This window comes from Streptomyces sp. T12, from assembly GCF_028736035.1.
Lineage (GTDB): Bacteria > Actinomycetota > Actinomycetes > Streptomycetales > Streptomycetaceae > Streptomyces.
This window is the reverse complement of record NZ_CP117866.1, coordinates 1,838,224-1,854,996: the sequence shown is the minus strand read 5'-3', so window position 1 is coordinate 1,854,996 and position 16,773 is coordinate 1,838,224. Positions and strand designations below refer to the sequence as shown.

Sequence of the window (16,773 nt, the reverse complement as noted above, 5' to 3'; positions counted from 1 at the left end):
GACGTACCACCATGACGCTCGTCAAGGAAGCGCCCGCGCGCTCGGCCGTGAAGCGGTCCGCCGCTCCCGTCGCCGGGCGGCGCGGGCGGCGCCGCGAGAACATCGCCGGCTATCTCTTCATGTCGCCGTGGATCGCCGGGTTCCTGGTGCTCACGGCGGGGCCGATGATCGCGTCGCTGTACTACGCGTTCACCCGGTACAACCTGTTCACGCCGCCCGAGTGGGTCGGGTTCGACAACTTCACGACGATGTTCCAGGACCCGCGCTGGCAGAAGTCGGTCGAGGTCACGCTGAAATACGTCGTCGTGGCCACTCCGCTGAAGCTCCTGCTCGCGCTGGGCGTCGCGCTGCTGCTCGCGCAGAAGCGGCGCGGACAGGGCCTGTACCGGGCCGCGTTCTACATGCCCTCGCTCATCGGTGCCAGCGTCTCCGTGGGCTTCGTGTGGCGGGCGCTGTTCTCGGACGACGCGATCGTGGACCGTACGCAGAAGATCTTCGGGCTCGACGTGGGCGGCTGGATCGGCAACCCCGACTACGTCATCTACGCGCTGGTGGCCCTGAGCATCTGGCAGTTCGGCGCGCCGATGGTCATCTTCCTGGCCGGCCTCAAGCAGGTTCCGCGGGAGTTGTACGAGGCCGCGGAGATGGACGGGGCCGGTCCCTTGCGGCGGTTCTGGAACATCACGCTGCCGATGATCTCCCCCGTGCTGTTCTTCAACGTGCTGCTGGAGTCCATCCACGCGTTCCAGGTGTTCGGGTCCGCGTATGTGGTCTCCAACACCCAGTGCGGGCCGGCCGACGCCACCCTCGTCTACACCTGTTACCTCTACCAGAAGGGCTTCAAGGAGGCCCAGATGGGCTTCGCCTCCGCGATGGCCTGGACGCTGGTGGTCGCGGTGGCGCTGGTCACGGCGGTCCTGTTCTGGTCGCAGAAGAAGTGGGTGCACTACGAGGAGGCCGCCAAGTGACCACTGTCAGCACTCCTGTCGCGCGCACCGCCAGTGAGCGGCGGCGCACCGGATCGATCGCCTGGCACGTGGGTGCGCTCGTCGTCCTCGCGGTCGTCCTGTATCCGGTGATCTGGGTGGTCGGTGCCTCGTTCAAGCCGAGCAAGGACATCATCGCCAGCATCGACCTGCTGCCCATCAAGCCGGTCTGGGCGAACTTCTCCGGGCTCGCCGACGGCATCTCCGGCATCTCCATCAGCACCTTCTTCACGAACTCGCTGATGTACGCGGGCCTCGCCGTGGTCGGTGTCGTGCTGTCCAGCTCGCTGACCGCGTACGCCTTCGCCAAGATCCGGTTCGCCGGGCGGAACCTGCTGTTCACGCTGATGATCGGCACACTGCTGCTGCCGTACCACGTCCTGCTCATCCCGCAGTACGTGATGTTCCGCAAGCTGGAACTCGTCGACACGCTGGTGCCGCTCGTAGCAGGCAAATTCCTGGCCACGGAGGCGTTCTTCGTCTTCCTGATGGTGCAGTTCATGCGCGGCCTGCCGCGCGAGCTGGACGAGGCCGCCAAGCTCGACGGCTGCGGGCACCTGAGGACCTACTGGTCCATCGTGCTGCCCTTGTGCCGCCCCGCCCTCATCACCAGCGCCATCTTCACCTTCATCAACGCGTGGAACGACTTCATGGGGCCGTTGATCTACCTCAACACCCCCGAGAAGTACACCGTTTCGCTCGGCCTGATGATGTTCCGCGACCAGGAGGGCATCTCCAACTACGGCAGCATGATCGCGATGTCGCTGGTGGCGCTGATCCCGGTCATCGCCTTCTTCATGGCCTTCCAGCGCTACCTCATCGACGGCATGGCGACGTCCGGACTGAAGTGAGAAGGGCTGAGGCGGTCACCATGGCGCAAGCACGCGTGAAGGCACGTAAGGAGTCCGTGTTCGGCGAGCGCTTCGCGGTCTTCGCCGAGTCTTTGCTCACCGGTGTGTGGATCGCCGTGGCCTGCCTCGGGGTCGTCACCTACCCCGCCGCCTTCGCCGCCGGCGCCCGGCATCTGCGGCGACGTACCCGTCATGAGGGCGGCGGCTGGCGGGAGTTCGTCGCGGACTTCCGGGCGGCCATGCGCGGCGGGTGGGTCGTCGGGCTCGCCGGCTGGGCGGCCGCCGCGGCGGTCTGGGTGGACGTCCAGGCCGCACGGGCCGGGATCCCCGGCGGGCCGTTCGTCGGGGCGGTGGGAATCTTCGCCCTGATCGGACTGGTCGTGGCCCTGCTGCGGGCGGCGGCCGTCTGGACGCCGGGCACCTCCTGGCGGGCGCTGCTCGCGGACGCCGGGCGCCGGACCGTGCTCGATCCCGCCGGGTCCTTTCTGATCGTCGGCGGGCTGGGCGTCGTAGCCCTGTCCGCCGCGTTCATCGCACCGCTGGCGGTCCCCGTCCTCGGGGCCGTCGCGGCGGCCGCCGTCGCCGTGGAGGAGCGGTACCGGCGCCGCTGAGAGGCGGTGCCCGCGCACGATGCGGCACCGCTGACGGGCGGTGTCCGCGCACAAGGTCGGTGCCCCCGGCGCCGCGCCTCTCTCTGTCATGCCCCTGCCCACCCCCTTGCATCCCGCACGGAAGGAAAGGCCATGTCCCCCATCCCCCGCAGGTCCATCCTCAAGGCGGCCGCCGTCGCCGGCGCCGCCGCGCAGTTCAGCTGGGCACTGGGAGCCAAGGACGCGCAGGCCGCGCCGAGAGCCGCCGATGCCGATGCCGACCCCGTGACCCTCGACTGGCTGGAGGACGGCGGCCTGGGTGCCGCGCCCGGCTCCACCGTGGGTGTGCCGTGGCCGAAGGGCACGTACCAGGAGGACCAGGCGTTCGCGGTGACGGACGCGGACGGCAAGTCCGTGCCCGTGCAGTCCTGGCCGATCGCCTACTGGCCGGACGGCTCCCTGAAGTGGACGGCCCACGCGGTGAGCTCGGGCACCGGCAAGCTCACCCTCGCCGCCGGCGAGGCCGCCGTACCGGACAAGAAGGTCACCGTCGACAAGAGCGGCGGCACCATCGACGTCTCCACCGGCGTCATCAGGGCGAAGATCGGCAAGTCCGGCGCCACGATCATCAAGTCGGTCACCCGCGGCTCCACCGAGATCGCCAAGAACGGGCGGCTCGTGCTGATCCGCCAGCCGGAGATCGAGGACGAGGACCAGGGCGCGGTCAAGACCGAGCGGTTCGAGGGGGCCATCTCCGACGTCACCGTCGAGCAGGAGGGCCCGGTCCGCGCGGTCGTCCGCATCGACGGCAAGCACCGCAAGGGCACCCGGAGTTGGCTCCCCTTCTCCATCCGGCTCTACTTCTACGCCGGCGCCGACTCCTTCCGCATGGTGCACACCATCACCTACGACGGCACGCAGGAGCCGGGCAAGGCCGGCGGCGACTTCATCCGCGGCATCGGCGTGCGCTTCACCGTGCCGATGCGCGACGCGTCCTACGACCGCCACATCCGCATCGGCGGCGAGGGCACCGGCATGCTCCGCGAGGCCGTCAAGGGCATCACCGGACTGCGCCGCGACCCGGGGGCGGCCGTACAGGCGGCGCAGTTCGCGGGGCAGAAGCTGCCCGACCCGTCCACCTGGGACCAGCGGGTCACCACCCGGCTGCAGTACATCCCCGAGTGGGGCGACTACACCCTCTCCCAGCTCTCCGCCGACGGCTTCACCCTGCGCAAGAGGACCAAGAAGGGCCACGGCTGGATCGGGGCCGGCGGCGGCAAGCGGGCGTCCGGCTTCGGGTACGTCGGTGGCGTCAGCGGCGGATTCTCCTTCGGGCTGCGCGACTTCTGGGAGAAGTTCCCCGCCCAGCTCGACATCCGCGACGCCCACACCGAGGAGGCCGAGGTCACCATGTGGCTCTGGTCGCCCGAGGCGCAGCCCATGGACCTGCGCTTCTACCATGACGGCATGGGCCAGGACACCTTTGCCGAACAGCTCGAAGGCCTCAACATCACCTACGAGGACTACGAGCCCGAGTTCGGCACGCCGTACGGCATCGCCCGCACCTCCGAACTCCTCTTCTGGGTCAACGAGTCGACGCCCTCACCGGCGACCCTGGCCCAGCAGGTCGAGGCGGTACGGGTGCTGCCGCAGCTCGCCGCCCCGCCCAAGCAGCTCATCAAGGCGAAGGTGTTCGGGCCGGGCCTGTACTCGGAGCCCGACCGCTCGACCCCGGCGAAGGCGAAGATCGAGGACCACCTCGACTTCCTCTTCACCTACTACAAGGACCAGGTGGAGCAACGCCGTTGGTACGGCTTCTGGGACTACGGCGACATCATGCACACCTACGACACCGTCAGGCACCAGTGGCGGTACGACATCGGCGGCTACGCCTGGGACAACTCCGAGCTCTCGCCTGACCTTTGGCTGTGGTTCGCGTACATCCGCAGCGGCCGCGCGGACATCTTCCGGTTCGCCGAGGCGATGACCCGGCACACCGGCGAGGTCGACGTCTACCACCTCGGCAAATGGGCGGGCCTCGGCACCCGGCACGGCGTCCAGCACTACGCCGACAGCGCCAAGCAGCAGCGCATCGCCAACACGACGTATCGCCGCTACTACTACTTCCTCACCGCCGACGAACGCGTCGGCGACCTCATGCACGCCAACGTCGACTCCGACGAGACGTTCCTCGTGCTCGACCCGCTGCGCAAGGTCCGCACCGACCCCTACACCCCCGACCGGCACGCCCTGTCGATCGGCTTCGGTACGGACTGGAGCGGCCTGGTCTCGGCCTGGCTGACGGAGTGGGAGCGCAAGGGCCCGAAGTGGGAGAAGGCCAAGGCGCGCGTGCTGTCGACGATGGAGGGCATCGCCGCCCAGCCCAACGGCTTCGTACAGGGCAGTGGCTTGTACGACCTCGACACGGGCAAGTTCGCGGTCGCCCCGACACCGGTCGTCGGGGTCTCGCACCTGTCCGCCGTCTTCGGCCTCAACGAGCTCTGCGCCGAACTCATCGACCTCGTGGACATGCCGAAGTTCAATGAGGCGTACTTCGACTACTGCCGTTACTTCAACGCCACCAAGGCCGAACAGGCGGCACGCTACGGCTCCAACTTCGGCAGCCTGATCCTCTTCCAGGGCCACTCGCGCCTCGACGCGTACGCCGCCGTCCAGACCGGCGACGCGAAGCTCGCCACGCGCGCGTGGGAGAAGTTCTACAACTCCGACGGCTACAAGGAGTCGGCGCCCTGGAAGACGGAGAAGGTGACCGGCCCGGACGCGCTGGTCCCGGGCAGTGAAGCGGCGTGGGTGTCGACCAACGACACCGCGCTGTACGGCCTGGCGGCCATTGAGAACCTGGCGCTGCTGGGCGACAAGATGCCGTCCTAGCGGGCCGGTTGGGCAGAAGGAGCGCCGCCGCACGGGCGGCGGCGCTCGCATGCCTGGGAGTGTGGTCCACGTCACGTCGTAGGGCAATGAGTACGCGTACTCAGAACGTCCTCAGATGCGGCGGACACCCCCTGGACGCGGCAGACTCGGCCCATGGACTGGAGCCACTACCGCTTCCGCAGCCTGTGGGCCCTGCCCGCACCGCCCGCCACCGTCTACGGCCTGCTGGAACAGGCCGAGGACTACCCCCGCTGGTGGCCCCAGGTGCGGGAGGTGAACCGGATCGACGACACCACCGGCGTGATCACGATCCGCTCCGTCCTGCCGTACGACATGACCTTCACCGCGCGCGAGGAGCGGCGCGACCCGGAAGCGGGGGTGCTGGAGATCGCCATGTCCGGTGACATCGAGGGCTGGGCGCGCTGGACCGTCACGCCTGAGGGCAGCGGAAGCATCGCCCGCTACGACCAGGTCGTCGATGTGAACAAGCCGCTGCTGCGGCGTTTCGCCGTACCCGGGCGGCCCGTCTTCCGCGCCAACCACTGGCTGATGATGCGGGCCGGGCGGCGCGGACTGGTGGCGTACTTGGCCGGTGGTCACCAAGGCGGTCGTCAAGGCGGTCATGAACGTGGTCATGAACGTGATCATGAAGGTGGTCATGACGGCGGTCCTCAAGCGGTTTGAAGGAAACGCGCGGGGACCTGTATTGTTCAGTGCGTTCCCGGGCGATTAGCTCAGTGGGAGAGCGCTTCGTTCACACCGAAGAGGTCACTGGTTCGAACCCAGTATCGCCCACCGGGAAAGGCCGGTCCGCAGCAGCGGACCGGCTTTTTTGTACGCCTCGCGCACCTAGGCGGCTGCCGCCGGCAGGTCCGGCCGCAGTGGCCACGCCGGGTCCACCGCCTCCTCGCTGCCGCTGCGCGCGAACCACGCCTGCAACCCGCGTGCCTGCGCCGCGTGCCACACCGCCTGCAGCGTGTGCAGCTCGGCGGGGGACAGGCGCTCGAGGCGGGCCGCGAAACGGCGTCCCACCGCCCGGACGACCTCGAGCGAGGCCAGCGCGTCGGCCGCCGCGTCGTGCGCGCCGTCCAGCGTGACTTCGTAGTGCGCGCACAGGTCGGTCAGGGTGCGGCGACCCTTGCGATAGCGGTCCAGATGCTTGTCCAGGACGCGCGGATCGAGCACCAACAGGGGCGTCGCCTCGAACCAGTGGTCCAGCGACGAGGCGCGATGGCGGCGCAACTCGCGGTCCAGCAGCGTCAGATCGAACGGCGCGTTCATCACCACGAGCGGCCGGGCCGCCGCGGCCTGTCCGGCCAGTTCCTCGGCTATCTCATGCATCACCGGCGCCGGCCAGCGGCCGTTGCGCTGCAGATGCTCCTCCGTCAGTCCGTGCACCGCCGTCGCCGCCTCCGGCACCGGCACGCCCGGGTTCACCAGCCACCGGGTCACCCGCGGCCGGGTGCCCGGGGCGTCCTGGACGACGACGGCCGCCGAAACGATCCGGTCGGTCTCGACGTCCACGCCTGTCGTCTCCGTGTCGAATGCCGCCAGCGGGCCCTCATACCAGCACGCCATACCTACACAACCCCTCGTTCACCCTTGGCAGCTGACGCACCGCCTTCTGCCCGTTTGGTGATACCCGGGCCGTTTGCGCCGTACGCCGGAAGGACACAACAGGAGTGCGGGTCCATGCAGTTCAGCGGCCCGCCACGGGGATTCACCTGGCGTGGAAGGCTGTTCGTCATGGCGATAGCGCAGCCCGAGCGGGGCGGGCTGCTGCCCGAACGAACGGGCCCTCATCGCGGTTCACTCGCCACTACCGCCTGCATGGAGACACTGCAGGTGGGCTATCTGCACGCCGTGGCGGCGGCCGCCGGGTGCTCCCTGTCGCAGCCGTTTCCGGACAACGGCATCGACTGGCACGTCAGCCACAGCGCGCCCGGCCACACGGTCGACGACGAGGTCACCATAAAGGTCCAGCTCAAGGCCACGTACCAGCTCGCGCCGAACCCGCCCGGCCGCTTCTTCTCTTTCACGCTCGACAACGACCACCTGGCGAAGCTCGCCCGCACCCCGGTCTCGGTGCACAAGATCCTGGTCGTGATGATCGTTCCGCGGTCGCAGGAGCAGTGGCTGCGCGCCGGCCACGACCGGCTCGATCTGCGGCACTGCTGCTACTGGGTCAACCTGGCCGGCCACACGATCACCGGCAGGCGCCGGACCAGCGTGCGGATACCGACCTCACGCATCTTCGACGACCGGGCCCTCTGCGAGATCATGACGCGGGTCGGGACGGGAGGCAGACCATGACGCACCGCCCCCTGGAGGAGCCGATACGGCCAGTCCGGCCGCACCCCGCCGAAGCGACCTGGGACCGTCCCCCCGAGCCCGGCGAGGTCGACCCCGCCGTGCTCAGCGCCCTGCTGCGCCGGCATGGCTGGCAGCGGCGCGGGGGAGCGGCGGGGCGCTACGGCCGCTGGACCCCGCCCGGACCGGGCGGCAACGGCACGAGCCTGCTCGTCCCCGAGTCCCGTGCCTTTCCCGACAGCGACGACCTGCTCGGCGAGGCGCTCCTCGCCCTCTCCCGCAGCGGCATGCCCTCCGCGCGCGAGGTGCTGGTCGGGCTCGCCGTGCCCAGCGACGAGATCCGCTGGTGGCGAGACGCGCCGAGCGGGCCGGCCGGGGCCGCGCCCTGGACCGTCGAGGAGGAACTGCGCACCGCCGCCCGCCAGATGCTCCTCGCCGCGGCGCTCGCCACGCGTGCGCGTGCGGGCTATTACGGCGCCCGGCACCGCCGCTCGGCCGCCTCGATGCTGGAGAGCGTCCTCGTCGGCCCCGCGCCCGGCGGCCGTGGCCTCACCGCCTTCGTGCCGATCGGTACGGGCCGCCCGCTCGCCGTACGCCTCCACCAGGCCCTGTACGCCGCCCGCGAGGCCATCGACTACCAGCGGGCCACCGGCGGTATGGACGCCTTCGACGGCGCCGTCGAGGCGGGCGTCAGCCGCGAGCTCACCGAGGCCCTGATCGCCCTTGTACGCGGCACGGAGGGCGCGCGCATCGCCGTCGAGTGGGCGCCCGCGGCCGGGGTGCCCGAAGACTGCGCGGCCGGCGTCGAACCCGTCGAGTTCTCGCCGGGCGACCTGCCCGTGCTGCGCGAGGCCGGGGCCCGCTATCTGCGCGAGGAGCCGTCCGTGCCGGTGCGGATCACCGGTGCTGTCGTACGGATGCGCAGATCGGGGCCGCGCGGGGAGGGCACCGTACGACTGCGCGTCCTCGCGGGCGCCGAGATTCCGCACGTCCGGCTCACGCTGGACGAGGAGGCGTACCGCATCGCCGGGCACGCACACCTCGTCGGGCTGCCGGTGCGGGTGCACGGGCGACTGGAGAGCCGCGGCGGCTTCCGCAAGGTCACCGGGGCCTGCGGGGTCGTACCGGTCCAGGTGGACGAGGCCGAGCGGGACCGACTGATGAAGTCGCTGCAGGAGGACCTGGACTTCTTCGAGGAGGCGTGCGGCGGGGAGGACGCCGGGGACTGAAGGAGGCGGTGCCTGAGGCGCCGGGCGAGGCCTTGCACCTGGTGTGCCGAATGTCTGGCTCGGGGGAGCCCTGTGCGGGGGCACTGCGCGGGGCGTCCTCGGTGACCGTTTCGCGGTCGGCCGTCCGGGGTCGGTACGATCGCGTAATGCGCGCGCTCCTGGTATGGCGCCGCACCCCACCTTCAGTCAGGAGAGACCGGTGTCAGACGTCCGTGTGATCATCCAACGCGATTCCGAGCGGGAAGAACGCGTGGTGACGACGGGCACTACGGCCGCCGACCTCTTCGCCGGCGAGCGCTCCATCATCGCCGCGCGCGTGGGCGGCGAGCTCAAGGACCTGTCGTACGTGCTCGCCGACGGCGAGGAGGTCGAGGGCGTCGAGATCTCCTCCGAGGACGGTCTGGGCATCCTGCGCCACTCCACCGCGCATGTGATGGCACAGGCCGTGCAGGAGCTCTTCCCCGAGGCCAAGCTGGGCATCGGCCCGCCCGTCAAGGACGGCTTCTACTACGACTTCGATGTCGAGAAGCCGTTCACGCCCGAGGATCTCAAGGCCATCGAGAAGAAGATGCAGGAGATCCAGAAGCGGGGGCAGCGCTTCTCCCGTCGCGTCGTGACCGACGACGCCGCCCGCGAGGAGCTCGCCGCCGAGCCCTACAAGCTGGAGCTGATCGGTCTCAAGGGCTCCGCCTCGTCCGACGACGGCGCGGACGTCGAGGTCGGCGCCGGCGAGCTGACGATCTACGACAACCTGGACGCCAAGACCGGGGACCTGTGCTGGAAGGACCTGTGCCGCGGCCCCCACCTGCCGTCTACCCGCGCGATCCCGGCGTTCAAGCTGATGCGCAACGCGGCCGCCTACTGGCGCGGCAGCGAGAAGAACCCGATGCTCCAGCGCATCTACGGCACCGCCTGGCCGTCCAAGGACGAGCTCAAGGGCTACCTCGACTTCCTCGCCGAGGCCGAGAAGCGCGACCACCGCAAGCTGGGCAACGAGCTCGACCTGTTCTCCATCCCGGAGCAGATCGGTTCCGGCCTCGCCGTCTTCCACCCCAAGGGCGGCATCGTCCGCCGCGTGATGGAGGACTACTCGCGCCGCCGCCACGAGGAAGAGGGCTACGAGTTCGTCTACACCCCGCACGCGACGAAGGGGAAGCTCTTCGAGACGTCGGGTCACCTGGACTGGTACGCCGAGGGCATGTACCCGCCCATGCAGCTCGACGAGGGCGTGGACTACTACCTCAAGCCCATGAACTGCCCGATGCACAACCTGATCTTCGACGCGCGCGGGCGTTCCTACCGTGAACTGCCGCTGCGCCTCTTCGAGTTCGGCACCGTGTACCGGTACGAGAAGTCGGGCGTCGTGCACGGCCTCACGCGCGCGCGTGGCTTCACGCAGGACGACGCGCACATCTACTGCACGCGCGAGCAGATGTCGGAGGAGCTCGACAAGACGCTCACCTTCGTCCTCGGCCTGCTCCGCGACTACGGCCTGACCGACTTCTACCTGGAGCTGTCCACCAAGGACCCGGAGAAGTTCGTCGGCTCCGACGAGGTCTGGGAGGAGGCGACCGAGACGCTGCGCCAGGTCGCCGAGAAGCAGGGCCTGCCGCTGGTTCCGGACCCGGGCGGTGCCGCCTTCTACGGGCCGAAGATCTCCGTCCAGACCAAGGACGCCATCGGCCGCACCTGGCAGATGTCGACCATCCAGCTCGACTTCAACCTGCCGGAGCGCTTCGACCTGGAGTACACCTCCGCGGACGGCTCCAAGCAGCGCCCGGTCATGATCCACCGCGCGCTGTTCGGCTCGATCGAGCGGTTCTTCGCGGTGCTGCTCGAGCACTACGCGGGCGCCTTCCCGGCGTGGCTGGCCCCCGTCCAGGCGATCGGCATCCCGATCGGCGACGGGCACGTGAACTACCTGGAGAAGTTCGCCGTGGCCGCCAAGAAGAAGGGCCTCAGGGTCGAGGTCGACTCCTCCTCCGACCGCATGCAGAAGAAGATCCGCAACGCCCAGAAGCAGAAGGTGCCCTTCATGGTCATCGCGGGCGACGAGGACATGGCCAACAACGCCGTCTCCTTCCGCTACCGCGACGGCTCGCAGGAGAACGGCATCCCGTTCGACGAGGCCATCGCGAAGATCGTGACGGTGGTCGAGGAGCGGGCGCAGGTCTGACGCCCGTACGTGACGAAGGCCCTCGGGGAGTTCAGCCTCCCGGGGGCCTTTCGTCGTCCTCGTGGGAGAAGACCTGCAGCAGCCACGAGGCGAACGTGCCGGTCACGGCCCCGAGCAGCCCCAGCCCTACGGCCATGACCCCGACGGCGATCACCCGCCCGCGCGACGTGACGGGGGTGATGTCGCCGTAGCCGACCGTGGCGAGGGTCGAGCACGTCCACCACACGGCGTCCCCGAAGCTCCGCATCGTCGCGCCCGGCGCCCCGCGCTCCTGCTCGTAGACGGCCAGGGCGCCCGTGAAGCCCAGCAGCAGGGTGGACAGCCCGGCGTACACGATCACGCGCGCGTACAGGGAGAGCCGGGGCCGTCCGTGCCGGCGCTGGACGGCTTCGTACACCTTCACGACCCGCAGCGGCCGCAACAGCGGCAGCACCAGCACCACGGTGTCCAGCAGGTGCGTCCGTACGAAGCCCATGCGCTGCCCGCTGAGCCGCCAGCAGACGGCGTAGTCGACGCCGAACAGGGCCCACGCGGCGAACATCAGCGCGAGGCAGAGGTCGAGCTCGGCCTCCGACAGATGACCATGGCCCAGGACGCGGACCGCGTACGAGGCGAGAAAGATCTGCGACGCCACGAAGAGAGGGATCTCGGTGTGCCTCCGCCAGCGTGCCGTACGACTGTCATCGTCCACCGGCCCAGCTTGGCCCGGGGCAATCGGGTGCGAGCCCCGGCGACACGCCACGAACGGACGAAGCCATATGCTGCACGCATGACGAGTGAGCCGGAGCAGCAGTGGGGAGTGGGGATCCAGGACGCGTTCCAGCGCCTGTGGACGCCCCATCGGATGGCCTACATCCAGGGTGAGAACAAGCCGACCGGCCCCGGAGCCGACGACGGCTGCCCCTTCTGCTCGATCCCGGCCAAGTCCGACGAGGACGGGCTGATCGTCCAGCGCGGGGAGCAGGTGTACGCGGTCCTCAACCTGTACCCGTACAACGGCGGCCACCTGATGGTCGTGCCCTACCGCCATGTCGCCGACTACACCGACCTCACCGAGCCGGAGACCATCGAGCTCGCCGCCCTGACCAAGCAGGCGATGACGGCCCTGCGGACCGCCTCCGGCGCCCACGGCTTCAACATCGGCATGAACCAGGGCTCGGTCGCCGGCGCCGGCATCGCGGCCCACCTCCACCAGCACATTGTCCCGCGCTGGGGCGGCGACACGAACTTCATGCCGGTGGTGGGCCATACGCGGGTGCTGCCGCAGCTGCTGGCGGACACACGCAAGATGCTGGCGGAGGCCTGGCCGACGGCTTGATCCTGCGGCCGACGGTGCCATTGATCAGCCCGTCCGGCGTTTGAGGACGAGGCCTGTTCGGGGACGTAGGGGGGGGGCTGGGGGCGCAGCCCCCAGGGACGGCCACCCAGACCCACCTCACCCGCTCGACCGCCGGAGGCCTACGCGTCGTAGACGTCGGCCTTCCGCGGCGACGCATCCTGCACGGCCGTGCTCAGGAACGCCGAGCGCGTACCGAACTTCTCCGTGTCCACGCCGTTGTCGTCCAGCACCTTGATCGCCGCGGCATGCACCACCCGCAGCACCGGCGTGGCGGCGCGCAGCGCGTCGTCGGCCATGAAGCGGTGCCGCCACGGCTGATCCGCCCACGCATGCCGGAGCCCGAACGGCTCGGGCAGACCTATCGTCCCGCCGAGCCAGTTCAGCAGCGGCGGATACCAGGAGATCGGGGCCCGCACCGCCAGCCGTACCACCTCGTCGGTGTTCACCAGCGGAAGCGTCACCTTGCGGGTCTCCCACGGCTTCAGTGACTTGGTGACCTCCTTCGAGGGCGCCTCCGGCTTCGTGGTGAACAGCCCGTTCACCGGGCCCAGGGCATGCCCGGTCACCTCGATGCGCAACGTCTCGTGCAGCACGGTCACCGTGATCAGCATGGTGATGATCAACTGCCCGTCCCACAGCGTCCACTGGACGCCCAGGTAGTGCCGGTCACCGCTGCCGAACTGCTGCTTGTTGCAGATGTCCTGTATCGCGTGCTGCTTGACCTGGTACGCGTCGACGTCCGTGCCCTCCGGCCGGGACACCGCCTTCGCGCCCTCGGCGATCGGTGTGACGACCCAGTGCCGTATCGAAGGCTTCGGGAAACCACCGGTGTTCAGCGGACCGCGCTCCAGCATGCGCAACTGGTCATGGATCGCGCGGATCACGTCCCAGCTGCGGAAGGGGTGGATCTCCCGGTCGGCGTCGGCCGGAACGAGGTTCTCGGCCAACTGCCAGCTGCCCCACCGGGTTCCCATGCCGAGTATCCCCTTGGGCCCGGCGTAGAACACGGAGTTGGACTGCTGCTCGGCGCTGAGCTTGGCGAGGGACTGGCGCAGCTGCTCGGCCGCGGTCTCACCGGGGCTGCTCGGCACCGCCTCCGGAACCTTCGCGCCGACGCTGCTGCCGGCCAGCAAGCTGTCCCACCGCTCCCGCAGGTCCTTCGCCGTGCGCTCGCAGACCAGCTTGGCCCAGAACCAGCCGACCACGGGCATGACGACCGAGGCCCGCGCGTACCAGGCCCAGAAGCCGGTGAACGGCATACGGAGCAGGAAGAGCACGGCGAGCGCGCCCGCCGCGACGAGCAGCGCCGAGGCCAGCGCACCGCCCCGCTTCGCGTCCCGCTTGGTCATGGTGGTGCGCAGCTGGAAGATCAGCAGCCAGACCAGCAGCCCGGGCAGGAAGAGCACACCGCAGATCACCATGATGGCGCTCAGCAGCCGGTCGCGGTCCTTGCGGATGTTGTTGGCGGCCAGACAGTGGTCGACGACGACCTGCGGCTCGGTACCGAAGGACTGGATGAGGGGCTTGCGGCCGCTGCCGAGCATGCGGTCGACCACGGCCCGCGAGAAGGCCTCACCCAGGTTGGGCCGGAAGATCTTGGCCCACTTGCGGCCTTCCTTGACGTCGGTCTGATGCCATTCGTTGTCGGCCTTCTTGATCTCCTCGAACGGATTGTCCCGATAGGCCGCCGAGGCCAGCGCGAACGTCGCCGTCTGTCCCTCGCCGGCCGTGCGCGGCACCTGCGGACCGAAGATGTCCGCGTAACCGCTCTCAACGGTCATTCCCGCCCCCGATCGCCGCACTGTCGCTTCTGCGGCTTTCCCGACTTCCGTACTCCGCACACCTGTTGATCAATGATCAGCGTATCCCCCGCCACCGACAACCGTCGGCGGACGGCCCAATGCCGCCCGCCGACGCGGAGGGGAGCGTTCCGCAAAAGCCGTTCGGCGCCCGGCGCCAACTACGAGGCGTCGCGCGCCTCTTCACGAATCCTTTCGGCGACCTGCGGCGGCATCGGTTCGTGCCGCGCGTACGAGCGGTTGAAGCGTGCGGTGCCGTGCGACAGCGACCTCAGATCGACGGCGTACCGGCCGATCTCGATCTCGGGCACCTCGGCCTTGATGAGCGTGCGGCCGCCGCTGGTCTGCTCGGTGCCGAGGACGCGGCCGCGCCGGCCGGACAGGTCGCTCATCACGGCGCCGACGTAGTCGTCGCCGACCAGGACGGACACCTCGGCCACCGGCTCCAGCAGATGGATCTTCGTGTCGGCCGCGGCCTCGCGCAGCGCGAGCGCGCCGGCCGTCTGGAACGCGGCGTCGGAGGAGTCCACCGAGTGTGCCTTGCCGTCGAGCAGCGTGATGCGGATGTCGACGAGCGGATGCCCGGCCGCAACTCCCTTGGCAGCCTGGGCCCTGACGCCCTTCTCCACCGACGGGATGAACTGCCGCGGCACCGCGCCGCCGACGACCTTGTCCACGAACTCGATGCCCGAGCCGCCCGGCAGCGGCTCCACCTCGATCTCGCAGATCGCGTACTGCCCGTGGCCACCGGACTGCTTCACATGCCGCCCGCGCCCCGCAGACTTGTCCGCGAACGTCTCCCGTAGGGAGACCTTGTGCGGCACGACGTCGACCTGGACGCCGTAGCGGCTGCGCAGCCGTTCGAGGGCGACGTCCGCATGCGCCTCGCCCAGGCACCACAGCACCACCTGGTGGGTGTTCTGGTTCTGTTCGAGCCGCATCGTCGGATCCTCGGCGACCAGCCGGGACAGCCCCTGCGACAGCTTGTCCTCGTCCGCCTTGCTGTGCGCCTGGATGGCGAGCGGCAGCAGCGGGTCGGGCATCTGCCAGGGCTCCATCAGGAGCGGGTCGTCCTTGGCCGACAGCGTGTCGCCGGTCTCCGCGCGGCTCAGCTTCGCCACACACGCCAGGTCGCCCGCGATGGCGTGCGTGAGGGTGCGCTGCTGCTTGCCGAACGGCGCGGACAGGGCGCCGATCCGCTCGTCGACGTCGTGATCCTCGTGCCCGCGGTCGGCCAGCCCGTGCCCGGAGACATGGACCGTCGCGTCGGGGCGCAGGGTGCCCGAGAAGACGCGCACCATCGACACCCGGCCGACGTACGGGTCCGACGCCGTCTTCACGACCTCCGCGACCAGCGGCCCGTTCGGGTCGCACAGCTTCAGCTCGCGCGGCTTGCCGTCGACCGTGGTGACCCGCGGTGCCTCGCGCTCCAGCGGGGTCGGGAAGCCCCGCGTGATCAGCTCCAGCACCTCGATCGTGCCCAGCCCCTGCCGGGCGCCGTCGGTGGCCGGGGCGGCGGCCAGGACGGGGAAGAACGTGCCGCGCGCGACGGCTCGCTCCAGATCCTCGATCAGCGTCTTGACGTCGACCTGCTCGCCGCCCAGATACCGGTCCATGAGGGTCTCGTCCTCGCTCTCCGCGATGATCCCCTCGATCAGCCGGTTGCGGGCCTCCTCGAGCTGAGGCAACTGGTCCTCGCCCGGCTCGGACCCCTTGCGCTCCCCGGAGGAGTAGTCGAACAGCTGCTGCGACAGCAGCCCGATCAGGCCGGTCACGGGCGCGTGCCCGTCCGGGCCCTGCGGGCCGTGCAGCGGCAGATACAGCGGGAGTACGGCGTCGGGGTCGTCCCCGCCGAAGGCCTCCGCGCAGATCCGCGTCATCTCCTCGTAGTCTGCCCGCGCGGCCTCCAGGTGCGTGACGACGATCGCGCGGGGCATGCCGACGGCCGCGCACTCCTCCCACACCATGCGGGTCGAGCCGTCCACGCCGTCCGAGGCGGAGACGACGAAAAGGGCCGCGTCCGCCGCTCGCAGACCGGCCCTGAGTTCCCCGACGAAGTCGGCGTATCCGGGGGTGTCCAGAAGGTTGACCTTGATGCCGTCCCATTCGACCGGCACCAGGGAGAGCTGCACCGAGCGTTGCTGCCGGTGCTCGATCTCGTCGTAGTCGGAGACGGTGCCGCCGTCCTCCACGCGGCCCGCCCGGTTCACCGCCCCTGCCGTGAGTGCGAGGGCTTCCACCAACGTGGTCTTGCCCGATCCGGAGTGGCCGACCAGCACCACATTCCGTACGGACGCGGGGTGGTCGGCCGCTGTAGCCCTGCCGGCGGCTCCGGGGTGTGCGTTCGCCTTGTCGCCCATGATCCTGCCTCCCGTGCACGGTGAGGTCACTGTGGGCGCGGACATACGGATCCGCGTGCGATGGCGGCTCCGGTGACGCCCGCGGTCCTTCGAGCTTTCCACTCCCGTCACGGTGCGTCCATACGGCGGACGTGATCGCGCCGCCCGGCACCGTGGGACCGGCCGTCCGCCCCGTGTACGAGTGCCCGGCGGCCGCCCGCACGCGCGCGTGGCTACGATGGGCCAGCCGGTGGCCAGCAGG

The 16,773-nt window shown here is 69.7% G+C and carries 12 protein-coding genes, 1 tRNA gene and 1 pseudogene; 10 read left to right on the top strand and 4 right to left on the bottom strand.

All coding sequences use genetic code 11. The features are described from left to right. The first annotated feature begins 11 nt into the window (after positions 1–11). From PBV52_RS08140 to PBV52_RS08115, 6 genes and pseudogenes are all read left to right on the top strand, one after another. The gene (locus tag PBV52_RS08140; RefSeq protein WP_274237614.1) at positions 12–968 is read left to right on the top strand and encodes a carbohydrate ABC transporter permease; all 957 of its coding nucleotides are present in this window, start codon (positions 12–14) and stop codon (positions 966–968) included. Beyond that, positions 965–1,837 carry a carbohydrate ABC transporter permease gene (locus tag PBV52_RS08135; protein WP_274237613.1) on the top strand — a complete coding sequence of 291 codons (873 nt, stop codon included), beginning with the start codon at positions 965–967 and terminating at the stop codon, positions 1,835–1,837. The genes PBV52_RS08140 and PBV52_RS08135 overlap by 4 nt, the downstream gene beginning before the upstream one ends. Before the next feature lie 20 nt (positions 1,838–1,857). After that, on the top strand, positions 1,858–2,448 hold the full coding sequence (locus PBV52_RS08130; RefSeq protein ID WP_274237612.1) for a hypothetical protein: 591 nt from the start codon (positions 1,858–1,860) through the stop codon (positions 2,446–2,448). A 132-nt stretch (positions 2,449–2,580) separates the two neighbouring features. Beyond that, a complete protein-coding gene (locus PBV52_RS08125; RefSeq protein WP_274237611.1) occupies positions 2,581–5,319 on the top strand; it encodes a Tat pathway signal sequence domain protein in 2,739 nt (912 codons plus the stop codon). 153 nt (positions 5,320–5,472) lie between these two features. Continuing rightward, a pseudogene (locus PBV52_RS08120) lies at positions 5,473–5,907 on the top strand (SRPBCC family protein); the annotation flags it as partial. Positions 5,908–6,042: 135 nt separating this feature from the next. Then, a tRNA-Val gene (locus PBV52_RS08115) sits at positions 6,043–6,114 on the top strand. Between the two features lie 54 nt (positions 6,115–6,168). Here PBV52_RS08115 and PBV52_RS08110 read toward each other — a convergent pair. Then, positions 6,169–6,897 (bottom strand): 3'-5' exonuclease, encoded by a 729-nt coding sequence (locus PBV52_RS08110; protein ID WP_274237610.1) that lies wholly within the window; start codon positions 6,895–6,897, stop codon positions 6,169–6,171. Between the two features lie 168 nt (positions 6,898–7,065). Between PBV52_RS08110 and PBV52_RS08105 the strand changes: the two genes are divergently transcribed. The 3 genes from PBV52_RS08105 to thrS all read left to right on the top strand — a co-directional run bounded on the left by PBV52_RS08105 (position 7,066) and on the right by thrS (position 11,034). Continuing rightward, positions 7,066–7,632 (top strand): DUF4365 domain-containing protein, encoded by a 567-nt coding sequence (locus tag PBV52_RS08105; protein ID WP_274237609.1) that lies wholly within the window; start codon positions 7,066–7,068, stop codon positions 7,630–7,632. Continuing rightward, positions 7,629–8,858 (top strand): hypothetical protein, encoded by a 1,230-nt coding sequence (locus PBV52_RS08100; RefSeq protein WP_274237608.1) that lies wholly within the window; start codon positions 7,629–7,631, stop codon positions 8,856–8,858. The genes PBV52_RS08105 and PBV52_RS08100 overlap by 4 nt, the downstream gene beginning before the upstream one ends. Before the next feature lie 199 nt (positions 8,859–9,057). Then, on the top strand, positions 9,058–11,034 hold the full coding sequence (thrS, locus tag PBV52_RS08095) for a threonine--tRNA ligase (RefSeq protein ID WP_274237607.1): 1,977 nt from the start codon (positions 9,058–9,060) through the stop codon (positions 11,032–11,034). Positions 11,035–11,065: 31 nt separating this feature from the next. Here the strand turns inward: thrS and PBV52_RS08090 are convergent, their stop codons facing one another. Then, entirely contained in the window at positions 11,066–11,725 is a 660-nt protein-coding gene (locus PBV52_RS08090) for a potassium channel family protein (RefSeq protein ID WP_274237606.1), read from the bottom strand. A 78-nt stretch (positions 11,726–11,803) separates the two neighbouring features. Between PBV52_RS08090 and PBV52_RS08085 the strand changes: the two genes are divergently transcribed. Beyond that, complete coding sequence (locus PBV52_RS08085) at positions 11,804–12,352, top strand: HIT domain-containing protein (RefSeq protein WP_274237605.1); 549 nt, start codon at positions 11,804–11,806, stop codon at positions 12,350–12,352. 140 nt (positions 12,353–12,492) lie between these two features. Here PBV52_RS08085 and PBV52_RS08080 read toward each other — a convergent pair whose 3' ends face one another. Both PBV52_RS08080 and PBV52_RS08075 read right to left on the bottom strand, forming a co-directional pair. Next, positions 12,493–14,154 carry a hypothetical protein gene (locus tag PBV52_RS08080; RefSeq protein ID WP_274237604.1) on the bottom strand — a complete coding sequence of 554 codons (1,662 nt, stop codon included), beginning with the start codon at positions 14,152–14,154 and terminating at the stop codon, positions 12,493–12,495. Positions 14,155–14,333: 179 nt separating this feature from the next. Next, positions 14,334–16,532 carry an elongation factor G-like protein EF-G2 gene (locus tag PBV52_RS08075; protein ID WP_274237603.1) on the bottom strand — a complete coding sequence of 733 codons (2,199 nt, stop codon included), beginning with the start codon at positions 16,530–16,532 and terminating at the stop codon, positions 14,334–14,336. Positions 16,533–16,773: the final 241 nt, after the last annotated feature.

Bases quoted from the DNA above. Each gene is read 5' to 3' on its own strand.
- PBV52_RS08085 (WP_274237605.1), top strand. From the start codon at position 11,804: ATGACGAGTGAGCCGGAGCAGCAGTGGGGAGTGGGGATCCAGGACGCG.
- PBV52_RS08140 (WP_274237614.1), top strand. From the start codon at position 12: ATGACGCTCGTCAAGGAAGCGCCCGCGCGCTCGGCCGTGAAGCGGTCC.
- PBV52_RS08125 (WP_274237611.1), top strand. From the start codon at position 2,581: ATGTCCCCCATCCCCCGCAGGTCCATCCTCAAGGCGGCCGCCGTCGCC.
- PBV52_RS08075 (WP_274237603.1), bottom strand. From the start codon at position 16,532: ATGGGCGACAAGGCGAACGCACACCCCGGAGCCGCCGGCAGGGCTACA.
- PBV52_RS08080 (WP_274237604.1), bottom strand. From the start codon at position 14,154: ATGACCGTTGAGAGCGGTTACGCGGACATCTTCGGTCCGCAGGTGCCG.
- PBV52_RS08130 (WP_274237612.1), top strand. From the start codon at position 1,858: ATGGCGCAAGCACGCGTGAAGGCACGTAAGGAGTCCGTGTTCGGCGAG.
- PBV52_RS08100 (WP_274237608.1), top strand. From the start codon at position 7,629: ATGACGCACCGCCCCCTGGAGGAGCCGATACGGCCAGTCCGGCCGCAC.
- PBV52_RS08110 (WP_274237610.1), bottom strand. From the start codon at position 6,897: ATGGCGTGCTGGTATGAGGGCCCGCTGGCGGCATTCGACACGGAGACG.
- PBV52_RS08105 (WP_274237609.1), top strand. From the start codon at position 7,066: ATGGCGATAGCGCAGCCCGAGCGGGGCGGGCTGCTGCCCGAACGAACG.